Below are 12,968 nucleotides of genomic sequence, written 5' to 3' on the forward strand. Positions count from 1 at the left end.
AAGAGAGGAACCGCCATGAGTCGTGATGCCCTGCAGGAATCGCTGTCCGCAGTGATGGATAACGAAGCGGATGAACTGGAACTTCGTCGAGTGCTCAACGCATTTGATGACGCCGAAACCCGTGATACCTGGTCTCGTTACCAAGTCGCTCGGGCGGTGATGCACAAGGATCTCCTAATCCCTCGTCTGGATATTGCTGCGGCCGTTTCTGCTGCACTGGCTGATGAAGCCGTTCCGGCAAAAGCCTCGCGTGGTCCGTGGCGCAGCCTGGGTCGTCTGGCAGTGGCCGCTTCGGTGACCGTTGCTGTGTTGGCAGGTGTTCGCCTGTACAATCAGGACGAGATCGCAGGCAACGAGCTGGCCCAACAGACTCAGCAACCGGTCATGGCCGGTCCGCAAGTCAAAGGTCCGGCCGTGCTGGCTGGCTACAAGGAAAGCACTGATACCACCGGCCCTATGGCTAATGGTGTACTTCAGGGGCAATCCGGCTGGCAGGATCAGCGCCTTCCAGGCTACCTGCGTCAACATGCGCAGGAATCGGCTGCCAAAGGCACTGACAGCGCTCTGCCATACGCTCGTGCAGCAAGCCAGGAAAACCGCTGATTCGCTAAGGAGCCCTATGCGCGCCATACCGCTCCTTACGCTTTTGCTCAGTAGTTGGTTTGCACTATCCGCCCATGCCGATGAAGCCCAAGACTGGCTGACTCGACTTGGGCGTGCAGAGCAGCAGCAAAGCTTTGAAGGTACGTTTGTCTACGAACGTAACGGCAGTTTTTCTACCCATGACATCTGGCACCGTGTCCAGAATGGTCATGTGCGTGAACGCTTGTTGCAACTTGACGGCTCCGCCCAGGAAGCGGTCAGGGTTGATGGTCGGGCACAATGTGTCAGTGGCACATTGGCGGCTGGTCTCGGTCAGTCACCTGAGGCACCCTCGCGTATTCTTGATCCAAAAAAACTCACTTTATTCTATGACCTGGCCGTTATTGGCAAATCGCGCGTGGCCGGTCGTCATGCGGTGATTGTGTCGATCAGCCCGCGTGATCCCTACCGTTATGGGTTTGAATTACACCTGGACCGTGAAACTGCGCTGCCGCTTAAATCCTTGCTGCTGAATGACCAAGGGCAGTTGTTGGAGCGTTTTCAGTTCACCCATCTGGATGCTTCGGCCATTCCTTCTGACCAGGACTTGCAGCCCAGCGGCGACTGTTCGCCGGTAACGATGTCCGCCGCTAAAGCACCTGAGCTGTCTGCCACGCAAAGGTGGCATCTGGACTGGCTACCGCCTGGTTTCCAACAGATCAGCAGCGCTACGCGCAAAGATGCCCAAACGAAATCTACCGTCGACAGCCTGATGTATGACGATGGGCTCGCGCGTTTTTCGGTGTTTCTTGAGTCAGCCAACGGCGCTGATGTGAATGAAACCCGCGCTCAGCTTGGGCCGACCGTGGCAGTATCCCGGCGTTTGAATACGGTAGATGGCGAAATGATGGTCACGGTGGTGGGCGAAATTCCCATCGGCACAGCTGAACGTATCGCGTTGTCGGTGCGTGGTGAAAAGGCCGCCGCCAAGCCCTGAGATTGTTAATCTTATGTTCATCCTGGTCTATCAATCTGGGCCCGAATTTCGTTGGGTACTGGGCGTATGAAATCTCTGGATCAGCATTTTCACTTGCAAAAACTTCCCATGTTTTTTATAGGTCAGGGTTTGATGGCTCTGGCCTTGTTTGTTCGCGGAACAAAAATGCCGGTCGCAGTATCCGGCGTTTATTGAACCCTGTCGCTTAACCCTGCTCGTCGTAACGGGAGCTGTATGTCGATACCACGTTTGAAGTCTTACTTATCCATAGTCGCCACAGTGCTGGTGCTGGGCCAGGCCTTACCTGCGCAAGCGGTCGAGCTGCCTGACTTCACCCAACTGGTGGAGCAGGCCTCGCCTGCCGTGGTGAACATCAGTACCACGCAGAAGCTGCCGGATCGCAAAGTCTCGAACCAGCAGATGCCCGACCTGGAAGGCTTGCCGCCCATGTTGCGCGAGTTCTTCGAACGCGGGATGCCGCAACCTCGCTCTCCTCGTGGCGGCGGTGGCCAGCGCGAAGCCCAGTCCCTGGGCTCCGGCTTCATCATTTCGCCTGACGGTTACATCCTCACCAACAACCACGTGATTGCCGATGCCGACGAGATTCTCGTGCGCCTGGCGGACCGCAGTGAACTCAAGGCCAAGCTGATTGGCACCGATCCACGTTCCGACGTGGCTTTGCTCAAAATCGATGGCAAGGACTTGCCGGTGCTTAAACTGGGCAAGTCCCAGGACCTGAAGGCCGGTCAGTGGGTGGTCGCGATCGGTTCTCCGTTCGGCTTTGACCACACCGTTACCCAAGGCATCGTCAGCGCCATCGGTCGCAGCCTGCCAAACGAAAACTACGTGCCGTTCATCCAGACCGACGTGCCGATCAACCCGGGCAACTCCGGTGGCCCGCTGTTCAACCTGGCCGGCGAAGTGGTGGGGATCAACTCGCAGATCTACACCCGCTCCGGTGGCTTCATGGGCGTGTCCTTCGCGATCCCGATCGATGTAGCCATGGACGTCTCCAATCAGCTCAAAAGCGGCGGCAAGGTCAGCCGCGGCTGGTTGGGCGTGGTAATCCAGGAAGTGAACAAGGACCTGGCTGAGTCCTTCGGTCTCGACAAGCCGGCCGGTGCCCTGGTGGCGCAGATTCAGGACAATGGCCCTGCGGCCAAAGGCGGCCTGAAAGTCGGTGACGTCATCCTGAGCATGAACGGCCAGCCGATCATCATGTCGGCGGACTTGCCTCACTTGGTCGGCGCGCTCAAGGCCGGCGGCAAAGCCAAGCTGGAAGTGATTCGTGACGGCAAGCGCCAGAACGTCGAATTGACCGTTGGGGCAATTCCGGAAGAAGGCGCGACCCTGGACGCCCTGGGCAACGCCAAGCCAGGCGCCGAGCGCAGCAGTAACCGCTTGGGTATCGCCGTCGTTGAACTGACCGCCGAGCAGAAGAAAACCTTCGACCTGCAAAGCGGTGTAGTGATCAAGGAAGTTCAGGACGGCCCAGCCGCCTTGATCGGCCTGCAACCGGGTGACGTGATCACCCACTTGAACAACCAGGCGATCGATACCACCAAGGAATTCGCCGACATCGCCAAGGCGTTGCCGAAGAATCGCTCGGTGTCGATGCGCGTCCTGCGTCAAGGCCGTGCCAGCTTCATTACCTTCAAACTGGCCGAGTAATCCGCTAGACCTATAAAAAAGCCCCGCTGCCGGTTAACGGCAGCGGGGCTTTTTTGTGGGCGGCGGGTTCAGCTCATCATGCCTTTCACCAAGCGCTCCTGTTCGATCAGCTCACGCTGACGGGCGTCGATGCGTGAGGACAACGGGAAGTTATTGCCGGCGCGCCGCTTGGCGAAGTCCAACTGCTGGATGGCTTGCTGGAAATCCCCCACCAATGCGAAATATTCGGCGCGAGCCTGATGCAGGCCAATGATGTTGCCGGACAAGCCGCGAGTCTCGGCGACCTGATACCACACGTCCGGATCGTCCGGTCGCGACTTGAGCAGCCCATCCAGTGCCTTTTCTGCATCGGCGGTACGGTTCTGTTTAAGCAGCAGGTCTACCCGCACCTGGTTCAGCGGATAGTTGCTGGGGTACTGGGTGAGCATGCGGTCGGTACGTTGCTGCGCATCCGGCATGCGGTTGCTGGTGATGTCCAGTTCGATTTGGGCCAGGTTGTAGGTAATGTCGTTGGGCGCCTTGGCCAACAGCGGCGCCAGGCTTTCCCGCGCTTCCTTGAGTTGAGTACCCTTGATCTGAGCGATGGCCAGGCCATAACGCGCTACGTCATTTTTAGGGTTCTCATCCAGCTGCGCCTGGAAGCGCTTGGCGGCCAGACCTGGTGTGTCTTCGTACTTGAGCTGCACCCGTGCGCGAATCAGTTGATAGCGCAGGCTGTCTTCCTTGCCGCCAGGTTTGGCTTGTTCGGCGCGGTTGCGGGTGTCGGCGATACGCGATTCGGTCACGGGGTGAGTCAGCAGGAACTCCGGTGGCTTGGCGTCGAAGCGGTATTGGCGCATCAGCCGTTCGAACATCGTGGGCATGGAGCGCGGGTCGTAGCCGGCTTTCTCCAGGTTGAGGATGCCGATGCGGTCGGCCTCTTGCTCGTTCTGGCGAGAGAAGCGGCGCTGTTCCTGGATCGCGGCGGCTTGTGAGCCGGCAATCGCGGCGATACCGGCATCGCCGGCACCCGCAGCGGCGGCGATAATGCCGCCAAGCAGGGCGGCCATCATCGGCAGTTGCATGCGTGATTGCGCTTCCACGCCTCGGGCGAAGTGACGCTGGGACAAGTGCGCCAGTTCGTGGGCCATTACCGACGCGTATTCGCCTTCGGTCTGTGCATTGAGAAACAGGCCGCCGTTGACCCCGACGATCCCACCGGGAGCCGCAAAGGCGTTGAGCTGTGGGCTGTTGATCAGGATGAATTCCAGGCGCCGGTCATTGACCTGGCTGGTCTCCACCAGCTTGTACACGCTGGTTTCAACGTAATCCTTGAGTTGCGGATCATTGAGTTGCGAAACCTGGCCGCGCAGGTAAGCAAGCCAGGCGCGGCCCAGTTGGTATTCCTGTTGCGGCGAGACAATGGCAGAACTGGCATCACCAAGTGACGGCAGGTCGTCAGCGAAGGCCGGGGAGGCCAGCAGGCAGGCTAGCGTCAGCAGGGTAGGGCGCAAAAAAGTCATGCACAAAGCCTTTCGACAAAGAGCTTACTGTAGCCGGACACTGAGCTTGGGACCAGATATTCTAAGCGGCCCGAATGTTTGCCTGGAGTAGCACCATGACCGACGTTGTAGCCTGTGACGCCGAACTCGACGCCAGCGGTCTGAACTGCCCTTTACCGTTGCTCAAGGCCAAGCTGGAGCTCAATAAAATGGCCAGCGGTAAGGTGCTCAAGGTGATTGCCACCGACGCCGGCTCCCAGCGTGATTTTCGCACCTTTGCCAAGCTGGCCGGCCACACCCTGGAGCATGAAGACGCCGCCGAGGGTGTGTACCGTTATTGGTTGCGCAAGGGCTGATGGCCTTATCGACGCAGAATCAGGCCTTATTCAGCGCCTGCGCTGCCGCCAACACGGCATCGACATGCCCTGGCACTTTCACGCCGCGCCATTGCTGACGCAGCACGCCTTGGCTGTCGATCAGGAATGTGCTGCGATCCACACCCAGGTATTCCTTGCCATACAGCTTCTTCAACTTGATCACGTCAAACAGCTTGCAGACCGCTTCGTCCTTATCGCTGATCAGCTCGAAAGGAAACTCTTGTTTGCCCTTGAAGTTTTCGTGGGACTTCACGCTGTCACGCGACACGCCGAACACTTCGGTATTAGCGGCCTTGAACGCGGCGTACTGGTCACGAAAACCCTGGCCTTCGGTAGTGCAGCCTGGGGTGCTGTCCTTCGGGTAAAAGTAGATCACCACTTGCTTGCCCTTGAGGGCCGCGAGGCTGAAAGTCTGGCCGCTGGTGGCCTGGGCCTCGAAATCGGCCACGGGTGTGTCGATGGCTACCGGCATAGAGAGGTACTTCCTTACATGGGGTTCTGTGGGCGCCATGGTTCGATCAAGGCGTCGAGGTTCAGGGCATCGGCGAAATCGAGGAACTGGTCGCGCAGCCAACTGATCTGTACGCCGGCCGGCAAGGTCACGGTAAAGGTGGCATTGAGCATGGTGCCGCCGGTTTGTGGCGCCTGGTAGGTGTCACAGGTCAGGTTTTCCAGCTCGACGTTATGGTCGATAAAGAACTGGCACAACTCGTTGACGATGTCCGAACGGTAGGCCGAGCTGACATAGGCTACGTAAGGCAGGGCCTGGGGACGGTTTTCCAGGGCGGCGCTGCGTACCACGTTGACGGTGAAATCATGCTTCTTCGCCAGGCCCGGCAGGCCGGTTTCCAGGCGCGCCAAGGCATCCCAGGAGCCAGAAATCTGCAGGACCAGCGCACTGCACTCGCCGTGGCGGGTCAGGCGGGAGGTCACGACGGCGCAGCGGTTCTCATGGCTGGCGCGGCACAGGACGTTGGTCAGCTCCATGGGGTTGGCGCCGAGGGCACTGATAACAAGGAATTGTTCGCGAACTGTGGGGGTGGACATGCAGCCTTCCTAAAGCGATGAGCGGTCGATACCGTGTGGACTGTATCGATCAAAGAATCAAGGGTAGCGAAAAGCGTCGCCAAGGGCTAGGAGGTGGCGTTTTCATTGCGTGATCAGCCGGCTTCGGGCGGTCCTTTGGCCCGATGATGTCATTGCCCGACGTTTAGTTGCGCCAGAACGCATCCTCACGCGGTACTTCGCTTGTACAAGCATCTTGGCGCCAGTACCATTACGGCTCTCTTTTTCCGGCAGGAGCGGTTGCATGATTGCGGGCAGTATGGTGGCACTGGTCACACCCATGGATGCACAAGGTCGTCTCGACTGGGACAGCCTGGGCAAACTGGTGGACTTCCACCTGCAAGAGGGCACCAACGCCATTGTGGCGGTCGGCACCACAGGTGAATCGGCCACCCTCGATGTGGAAGAACACATCCAGGTGATCGAGTTCGTGGTCAAGCGCGTAGCAGGCCGCATTGCCGTGATCGCCGGTACGGGCGCCAACTCGACGCGTGAAGCGATCGAGCTGACCAGGAACGCCAAGAAGGCTGGCGCCGACGCTTGCCTGCTGGTAACCCCGTACTACAACAAGCCGACCCAGGAAGGCTTGTACCAGCACTTCAAAGCTATCGCCGAAGCCGTTCAGATCCCGCAGATCCTCTACAACGTACCGGGTCGCACCGCGTGCGATATGAAGGCCGAGACCGTGATCCGCCTGTCCACCGTGCCCAACATCATCGGCATCAAGGAAGCCACTGGCGACCTGCAGCGCGCGAAGGACATCCTGGCCGGCGTGAGCAGCGACTTCCTGGTGTATTCCGGTGACGACGCCACCGCTGTCGAGCTGATCCTGCTGGGTGGCAAGGGCAATATCTCCGTGACCGCCAACGTGGCCCCGCGCGCCATGAGCGATATGTGTGCCGCCGCCATCGCGGGCGATGCAGTCACCGCTCGCGCCATCCACGAAAAGCTGATGCCGCTCAACAAGACACTGTTTATCGAATCCAATCCTATTCCCGTGAAGTGGGCGCTGTTTGAGATGGGCCTGATGCCGGACGGTATCCGTCTGCCGCTCACCCCCCTCAGCGAAGCCTGTCACGAACCGCTGCGACAGGCCCTGCGCCAGTCCGGCGTCCTGGTTTAATTGAGGAAGCACTACGCATGAAGCGATTGGCCGGACTTTCCGCACTTGCCTTGATTATCTCCAGCACCAGTGGCTGCGGTTGGGTATGGGGCCCGGAAGGCTACTTCCGTGACCGCGGCAGCGATTACCTGGAAGCGCAAGCAACCAAACCGATGCAACTGCCGCCTGATGTCAATGTCGCCAAGCGCCTTGACCCATTGTTGCCGATTCCACGCAACGTCGCCGACGACACGGTCAAGGGTGAGTACGTAGTGCCGCGCCCACAGCCGATTATGGCCGTGGCCGATGCCAGCGACTATAGCTTGCAGAAGAGCGGCGACAACCGCTGGATCGTGGCTCAGCGTCCGCCTGCCGAAGTCTGGCCGGTGGCGGTGCAGTTCTTCCAGGACAACGGTTTCCGCCTCGACCAGCAACGCCCGCAGACCGGTGAGTTCACCACCGCATGGCAGCAAGGTCGCGAGCTGTCCGCCAACATGGCCCAGCGCCTGCTGGCGGGCGGTGTAGCCGCCGACAGTGAAGCCCGTGTGCGTGTGCGCATAGAGCCCGGCGTGCAGCGCAATACCAGCGAAGTCTATGTAGTCAGCGCCGAGCGGCCTGCCGGCAGCACGGCTGACGTCGACTTCACGCCGCGCTCGGTTAACACCGGCGTCGACGCCGCGCTGGTCGACGAGATGCTGGCCAGCATGAGCCGTATCTCCGAGAAGGGCGGTTCCGTTTCCCTGCTCGCCGCCCGTGATTACGACACCCCTAGCCGCGTCAGCCTCACCGAAGACGGCAGCGGTAACGTCGTGCTGAACCTGGGTGAAGACCTCGACCGTGCCTGGGCCAGTGTTGGCCGTGCGTTGGAGCAGGGCCCTTGGCGCGTTGAAGACATCAACCGCAGCCTGGGCCTGTACTACATCAACGTGGCTGAAAAGGCTGAGAAGAAAGACGATGAGCCAGGTTTCTTCGGCAAATTGTTCGGCAGCGCGCCGACCAAGGAAGAGATCGAAACCCGTGCCGAGCGTTACCAGGTTCGTTTGAGCAAGGTGGGCGAAAGCGTGCAAGTCACCGTCGAGAAGAACATCAACACCGTCGCGCCAGCTGAAACAGCGCGCAAAGTGTTGGGCGTGATTCAAGACAACCTGGGCTGATCCGATGCGTTTTGCCGTTCTCGGCAGCGGTAGCCAAGGGAACGGTACGCTGGTCGCCCATGATGACACGTACGTGCTGGTCGATTGTGGTTTCTCCCTGCGGGAAACCGAGCGGCGCCTGTTGCGCCTGGGGGTTCACCCCACGCAACTGAGCGCGATTCTGGTAACCCACGAACATGCCGACCATGTGCATGGCGTGGGTTTGCTGTCTCGGCGCTACAATCTGCCGGTGTACTTGAGTCGCGGCACGCTGCGCGGGATGCGCAAACCTATTGAGCCGACAGGTTTTCTGGCCGGTGGCGAGCAACTGCAAATCGGTGCCCTGAGCATCAATGTCATCGCGGTGGCCCACGATGCCCAGGAGCCCACGCAATACGTATTCAGTGACGGCCAGCGGCGTTTCGGCGTGCTGACCGACCTGGGTTCCTATTGCGCGAAGGTGCTGGACGGTTACCGGGATCTCGATGCCTTGATGATCGAGTCCAACCACTGCAGGGATCTACTGGCACGCGGTCACTACCCTTACTTTCTCAAGCAGCGGGTGGGCGGCGAGCTGGGACATTTGAACAACCACCAGGCCGCATACCTGGTGTATGAGTTGGGCTGGCAAGACCTGCAGCACCTGGTCCTGGCTCACCTCAGCAGCAAGAACAACCTGCCGACGCTTGCCCGGCAATGTTTTGTCGACACCCTCGGGTGCGACCCGGACTGGCTGCAACTGGCCGATCAAGATTCAGGGCTCGACTGGCGACACATCGCCTAGCCCACCTTACTCAAAGCGGAGCCCATCATGGAAAAACGTGAAGAACTCTACCGCGGCAAAGCCAAGTCGGTATACAAGACCGACGACGCCAACCGCTTGATCCTGCTGTTTCGCAACGACACGTCGGCGTTCGACGGCAAGCGCATCGAACAGCTGGATCGCAAAGGCATGGTGAACAACAAGTTCAACGCCTTCATCATGCAGAAACTCGAAGTGGCCGGTATCCCGACCCAATTCGACAAACTGCTGGGCGACAACGAGTGCCTGGTCAAGAAGCTCGACATGATCCCGGTGGAGTGCGTCGTGCGTAACTACGCCGCCGGCAGCCTGGTCAAGCGTTTGGGCGTGGAAGAGGGCCTCAAGCTCAACCCTTACACCTTCGAACTGTTCCTGAAGGACGACGCCAAGGGCGACCCGTTCATCAACGAATCCCACGTCGTGGCGTTCGGCTGGGGCACCGCTGAGCAACTGGCGCGCATGAAGGAGTTGTCCCTCAAGGTCAACGACGTGCTGAGCAAGCTGTTCGACGACGCTGGCCTGTTGCTGGTGGACTTCAAGCTGGAGTTCGGCGTATTCCACGACGGATCCATCGTCCTGGGCGACGAATTCAGCCCGGACGGCTGCCGCCTGTGGGACAAGGACACCAAGAAGAAGATGGACAAAGACCGCTTCCGCCAGGGCCTCGGTGACGTGATCGAAGCCTACGAAGAAGTCGCCAATCGTCTCGGCGTACCGCTGTAATCGACGCAAGCATCTGATAGCACGGAAAAAAATCGCTTCGGCGCTTTGCATCCATCAATCATGCTGTTATGATGCGCGCCGTTGGAGAGATGCCAGAGTGGCCGAATGGGACGGATTCGAAATCCGTTGTACCTTCACCGGTACCTAGGGTTCGAATCCCTATCTCTCCGCCATTTTATTGACGCTCTTGTAAATCAAGCACTTACGAGAGGTCACATAAAGCGTTTTGTACCAACGCTTTGTACCAAAAAATAGCCCTGATCTTCGGATTGGGGCTTTTTTTTGACCAAAATTTGTTCAGTTGCTGTGCCTACGGATCTGGTAAGGCTTTAACCCCCGCTTTCCTTTCGTCACCCACGGTTGTTCCGTCCTAGGACACCTGTGCTGGGAAGTTTGTACGGAAAACGACAGAAGGGTAGGTTGGTGGGTCATAAGCGTCTCAAAACGCTTCACAGCCCTTCTCATGGGAAAATAATCTGATCGTGTTGAGCTGAACGAGATTCAGCCCAATGGACCAACCAGCAAGGCCAGATAATCCACCATCAGAAATGCAGGAATAGCTTTAATTAAAAAAGTATCTTGGCGGGTAGCTGAACGACAAACGCATGATCCAAAGTTTTGGGCTTGCAGTGCTGAACAATTTCGCGCAGCGAGTGCCTGGACGGTAAACAAAAGAATGAGCTTCAAGGATCAACCAAAGACATTGCACTGTCTAATGCATTTCAATGGTTAATACATGATCCAATACCCAGTTATCGATAGCTGGTTTGCTGACGCCTTTAGGCTTTTAATGAGATCTAAAATTATACGCGCGCGCTATAGGTTTTCAGTCCTTGATTTCCGTGGCCTGTAGAGACTTTACAGTACAAAAAATTGTACTCTAAAGGTATTTTAGAGTACAAAAAACTTTACTCTAAAACGGTTTTTTGCAACATATTTGTGGAATTTCTCTTTTTGGAGTACAAAAAATTGTACTCCAAAGTATGCTTTATTTTCTCATGCTAAAATATTTTTCAACAAATTTGTGCTTAAACCACAATTTTGTGTTTTTCAAATGCTATTGTATTAAAACAAACTAAATAATAATCGACATGAACATTGAGAATAGAAGATATATAAAACTGCCTACTTCTGACAAAGCATTGGAAGCTCTTTGTAAAGTGGCTTTGACAAAACACTCCGCGCATACGCTATTGATAAAACTCTGCACTGCTGCTGATAAAACAGAAACTGGCTTTCATATCGTTTATACGGACAAAGCAGAGATTATGAAGTGGATGGATTGCACAAGCGAAAATGTACGCAGATGCATGAACGTTTTAATTGAGCAGAAATTAATTGCTGTTGAGCATGATAAAGCCCATGGAATGATGTGGATTGAAGTTAAGTTCCTTAACCTTTAATTGATGGAAAAATAAAAAGACTGCGGCAAATAGTCTAATTAATGAGTTGAGGTTGAGATGAAGAACCCTTTTAATAGTATAGCATTTAATAAATTAGAAAAGAATTTTTACGCACAGATTCTTACGAGCGCAATGCCTTATTATATTGCGGTGGTTGGTTTTGATAAAGTGGCTGGGCAAATCCTGATGGCTGCAGTCGAAAATATGGATAGATTTAATGAATGCAAAGTTAACCTCCATGACCTTGATAAGTACTTGGACGTTTCTGAAAATACTCGTAAGAAATCCCTAAATGTTTTGAGGTATATGAATTTCATTGAAACTAAAAATAGTAATAGGACTGGTGGTGAAACGACTTTTAAGGTGAATGTCCAGTTTGCTTGTAAAGGTAGTATTGAAGAGAAAATGAAGATGCCTAGCGCATTGAACAAATCTTTTAGATCTGCTGCTTTGGTAAATGGACAGATTTGTAAAGATAAATTCAAGAAATATAAGCAATTTAATAATTATATGAAGCAAGAGGGTGTAGATGGGCTCATCCCATTCTAATTAGCAATAATATTCCGCAAGGAGAAATAACAAAAAACGAGAACAACATGACAAAAACAAAAATAGCTAGAATCGACCATTTTTCAAACCAGTTAGCATCCTTTGAAGCTGACAAATTCCAAGTCATATTCAACCCCGCTACAGATACCTTGATTGCCAAAGAGAAGGCGGCTTTCTGCCTGAAAGCCTACAACGCGCAGGGGGTGAAGGATCAGTTTTTCACTGCTGATGACCTTCTCACAGACAAGCTTTTCAAGCTGATGAGCGCAAAAAACATCGAAGGGTATGACGTAACGATTGTCCCGAAGTCTAAGACCTTCCACTACCTCACGATTAGCTCTGTCACGTCCGTAAAGCTCAAAGACCTGGCTAGCCTTGGCTTTGCCCCCACTCTGGTAACAACGATCAAGGGAAGCCTTCACAGCAAGCTCTATGACGTTGTGTGTAGGATCGGCAAGCATAAGGACGATGACCAGTTCGCATTCAACGCACAGATGTTTGTGTGGGCTCTGAACAAGAGTGTCAGCACCTTGCGCGTACCTCGTCCGAAGAGCCTTGAAGCACCTATTCACGCTGGTGGATTCAAGCACCATGGCACAGGGTCATTCGTGACCTGTAATCGCTCGCTAAAGCGTTCCTGCACTGAATGTGTGGCTCAGATACAGAAGGTAAGGGGAATGAAGCTCACAGCGCCTGCTGTTGGAGCTGGTAATCCTGATGACACCGCTTTCTACTTAAATGCGTTACGTGAAACGCTGGTGTACAAATCTAGGCTTCTTGGTGACGCTGTGGTTGACGATGTGATCGATAGGAAGGTCGCTAGGCAAGCATTTGCAGAGCATTACAGCGGTGATGACGTGTTGGCCTTCCTGATGAGGCAGGGACACGTCAAAGCAAGGGAAAATGCATTTGAGCATGCCGTGAAGATCATAACCTTTTGATTTTAAAGGGTAACACAACAAGATAAATGCATTAATGCATATGTCGGGTTGCGCAATTAGCTGGGTTTATGTACAGTTGTTTTGCCTGGCGTCTACGATTGTATGTAGACAAAACAGGACACAGTCTGCTTTTGGACTGCTG

Annotated in this window: 14 protein-coding genes and 1 tRNA gene; 12 read left to right on the forward strand and 3 right to left on the reverse strand. The window is 55.5% G+C overall.

Translation table 11 applies throughout. From position 1 onward, the window contains the following. Window positions 1-15: 15 nt before the first annotated feature. The 3 genes from CLM72_RS07915 to CLM72_RS07925 all read left to right on the forward strand — a co-directional run bounded on the left by CLM72_RS07915 (window position 16) and on the right by CLM72_RS07925 (window position 3,250). Complete coding sequence (locus tag CLM72_RS07915; protein WP_034126575.1) at window positions 16-603, forward strand: sigma-E factor negative regulatory protein; 588 nt, start codon at window positions 16-18, stop codon at window positions 601-603. Window positions 604-619: 16 nt separating this feature from the next. Next, window positions 620-1,579, forward strand: coding sequence for a MucB/RseB C-terminal domain-containing protein (locus tag CLM72_RS07920; RefSeq protein WP_105226109.1), 960 nt, complete (start codon window positions 620-622; stop codon window positions 1,577-1,579). A gap of 234 nt (window positions 1,580-1,813) precedes the next feature. Then, window positions 1,814-3,250 carry a DegQ family serine endoprotease gene (locus CLM72_RS07925; protein ID WP_014717365.1) on the forward strand — a complete coding sequence of 479 codons (1,437 nt, stop codon included), beginning with the start codon at window positions 1,814-1,816 and terminating at the stop codon, window positions 3,248-3,250. 68 nt (window positions 3,251-3,318) lie between these two features. Here CLM72_RS07925 and CLM72_RS07930 read toward each other — a convergent pair whose 3' ends face one another. Continuing rightward, window positions 3,319-4,752 carry a M48 family metalloprotease gene (locus tag CLM72_RS07930; RefSeq protein WP_105226110.1) on the reverse strand — a complete coding sequence of 478 codons (1,434 nt, stop codon included), beginning with the start codon at window positions 4,750-4,752 and terminating at the stop codon, window positions 3,319-3,321. Between the two features lie 95 nt (window positions 4,753-4,847). Here CLM72_RS07930 and CLM72_RS07935 point away from each other — a divergent pair, with 95 nt between their 5' ends. Continuing rightward, window positions 4,848-5,087, forward strand: coding sequence for a sulfurtransferase TusA family protein (locus tag CLM72_RS07935; protein WP_105226111.1), 240 nt, complete (start codon window positions 4,848-4,850; stop codon window positions 5,085-5,087). 19 nt (window positions 5,088-5,106) lie between these two features. On the opposite strand, the gene CLM72_RS07940 is transcribed toward CLM72_RS07935, so the two are convergent. Together CLM72_RS07940 and CLM72_RS07945 are read right to left on the reverse strand one after the other, a co-directional pair. After that, window positions 5,107-5,580 carry a peroxiredoxin gene (locus tag CLM72_RS07940; protein ID WP_105226112.1) on the reverse strand — a complete coding sequence of 158 codons (474 nt, stop codon included), beginning with the start codon at window positions 5,578-5,580 and terminating at the stop codon, window positions 5,107-5,109. A 14-nt stretch (window positions 5,581-5,594) separates the two neighbouring features. Beyond that, the gene (locus CLM72_RS07945; protein ID WP_003189463.1) at window positions 5,595-6,155 is read right to left on the reverse strand and encodes a glycine cleavage system protein R; all 561 of its coding nucleotides are present in this window, start codon (window positions 6,153-6,155) and stop codon (window positions 5,595-5,597) included. Window positions 6,156-6,417: 262 nt separating this feature from the next. Here CLM72_RS07945 and dapA point away from each other — a divergent pair, with 262 nt between their 5' ends. The 8 genes from dapA to CLM72_RS07985 all read left to right on the forward strand — a co-directional run bounded on the left by dapA (window position 6,418) and on the right by CLM72_RS07985 (window position 12,826). Then, window positions 6,418-7,296: a 4-hydroxy-tetrahydrodipicolinate synthase gene (gene dapA, locus CLM72_RS07950; RefSeq protein WP_105226113.1), complete on the forward strand. Its 879-nt coding sequence runs from the start codon at window positions 6,418-6,420 to the stop codon at window positions 7,294-7,296. A gap of 17 nt (window positions 7,297-7,313) precedes the next feature. Next, window positions 7,314-8,429, forward strand: coding sequence for an outer membrane protein assembly factor BamC (gene bamC, locus CLM72_RS07955; protein WP_032892980.1), 1,116 nt, complete (start codon window positions 7,314-7,316; stop codon window positions 8,427-8,429). A 4-nt stretch (window positions 8,430-8,433) separates the two neighbouring features. Beyond that, window positions 8,434-9,192 carry an MBL fold metallo-hydrolase gene (locus CLM72_RS07960; protein ID WP_105226114.1) on the forward strand — a complete coding sequence of 253 codons (759 nt, stop codon included), beginning with the start codon at window positions 8,434-8,436 and terminating at the stop codon, window positions 9,190-9,192. Window positions 9,193-9,219: 27 nt separating this feature from the next. Next, complete coding sequence (gene purC / locus CLM72_RS07965) at window positions 9,220-9,933, forward strand: phosphoribosylaminoimidazolesuccinocarboxamide synthase (RefSeq protein WP_105226115.1); 714 nt, start codon at window positions 9,220-9,222, stop codon at window positions 9,931-9,933. An 83-nt stretch (window positions 9,934-10,016) separates the two neighbouring features. Continuing rightward, window positions 10,017-10,106 (forward strand) — tRNA-Ser (locus CLM72_RS07970). Between the two features lie 918 nt (window positions 10,107-11,024). After that, window positions 11,025-11,336 carry a hypothetical protein gene (locus tag CLM72_RS07975; RefSeq protein WP_105226116.1) on the forward strand — a complete coding sequence of 104 codons (312 nt, stop codon included), beginning with the start codon at window positions 11,025-11,027 and terminating at the stop codon, window positions 11,334-11,336. Between the two features lie 57 nt (window positions 11,337-11,393). Beyond that, window positions 11,394-11,885 (forward strand): hypothetical protein, encoded by a 492-nt coding sequence (locus CLM72_RS07980; RefSeq protein ID WP_105226117.1) that lies wholly within the window; start codon window positions 11,394-11,396, stop codon window positions 11,883-11,885. A gap of 47 nt (window positions 11,886-11,932) precedes the next feature. Next, a complete protein-coding gene (locus tag CLM72_RS07985; RefSeq protein WP_105226118.1) occupies window positions 11,933-12,826 on the forward strand; it encodes a hypothetical protein in 894 nt (297 codons plus the stop codon). Window positions 12,827-12,968 lie beyond the last annotated feature (142 nt).

Origin of the sequence: Pseudomonas sp. MYb193 (assembly GCF_002966775.1) — a bacterium.
Lineage (GTDB): Bacteria > Pseudomonadota > Gammaproteobacteria > Pseudomonadales > Pseudomonadaceae > Aquipseudomonas > Aquipseudomonas paracarnis.

What these genes read in the sequence shown, in the direction of transcription:
- CLM72_RS07915 (WP_034126575.1), top strand. Translation starts at nt 16, where the DNA reads ATGAGTCGTGATGCCCTGCAGGAATCGCTGTCCGCAGTGATGGATAAC.
- CLM72_RS07920 (WP_105226109.1), top strand. Translation starts at nt 620, where the DNA reads ATGCGCGCCATACCGCTCCTTACGCTTTTGCTCAGTAGTTGGTTTGCA.
- CLM72_RS07925 (WP_014717365.1), top strand. Translation starts at nt 1,814, where the DNA reads ATGTCGATACCACGTTTGAAGTCTTACTTATCCATAGTCGCCACAGTG.
- CLM72_RS07930 (WP_105226110.1), bottom strand. Translation starts at nt 4,752, where the DNA reads ATGACTTTTTTGCGCCCTACCCTGCTGACGCTAGCCTGCCTGCTGGCC.
- CLM72_RS07935 (WP_105226111.1), top strand. Translation starts at nt 4,848, where the DNA reads ATGACCGACGTTGTAGCCTGTGACGCCGAACTCGACGCCAGCGGTCTG.
- CLM72_RS07940 (WP_105226112.1), bottom strand. Translation starts at nt 5,580, where the DNA reads ATGCCGGTAGCCATCGACACACCCGTGGCCGATTTCGAGGCCCAGGCC.
- CLM72_RS07945 (WP_003189463.1), bottom strand. Translation starts at nt 6,155, where the DNA reads ATGTCCACCCCCACAGTTCGCGAACAATTCCTTGTTATCAGTGCCCTC.
- dapA (WP_105226113.1), top strand. Translation starts at nt 6,418, where the DNA reads ATGATTGCGGGCAGTATGGTGGCACTGGTCACACCCATGGATGCACAA.
- bamC (WP_032892980.1), top strand. Translation starts at nt 7,314, where the DNA reads ATGAAGCGATTGGCCGGACTTTCCGCACTTGCCTTGATTATCTCCAGC.
- CLM72_RS07960 (WP_105226114.1), top strand. Translation starts at nt 8,434, where the DNA reads ATGCGTTTTGCCGTTCTCGGCAGCGGTAGCCAAGGGAACGGTACGCTG.
- purC (WP_105226115.1), top strand. Translation starts at nt 9,220, where the DNA reads ATGGAAAAACGTGAAGAACTCTACCGCGGCAAAGCCAAGTCGGTATAC.
- CLM72_RS07975 (WP_105226116.1), top strand. Translation starts at nt 11,025, where the DNA reads ATGAACATTGAGAATAGAAGATATATAAAACTGCCTACTTCTGACAAA.
- CLM72_RS07980 (WP_105226117.1), top strand. Translation starts at nt 11,394, where the DNA reads ATGAAGAACCCTTTTAATAGTATAGCATTTAATAAATTAGAAAAGAAT.
- CLM72_RS07985 (WP_105226118.1), top strand. Translation starts at nt 11,933, where the DNA reads ATGACAAAAACAAAAATAGCTAGAATCGACCATTTTTCAAACCAGTTA.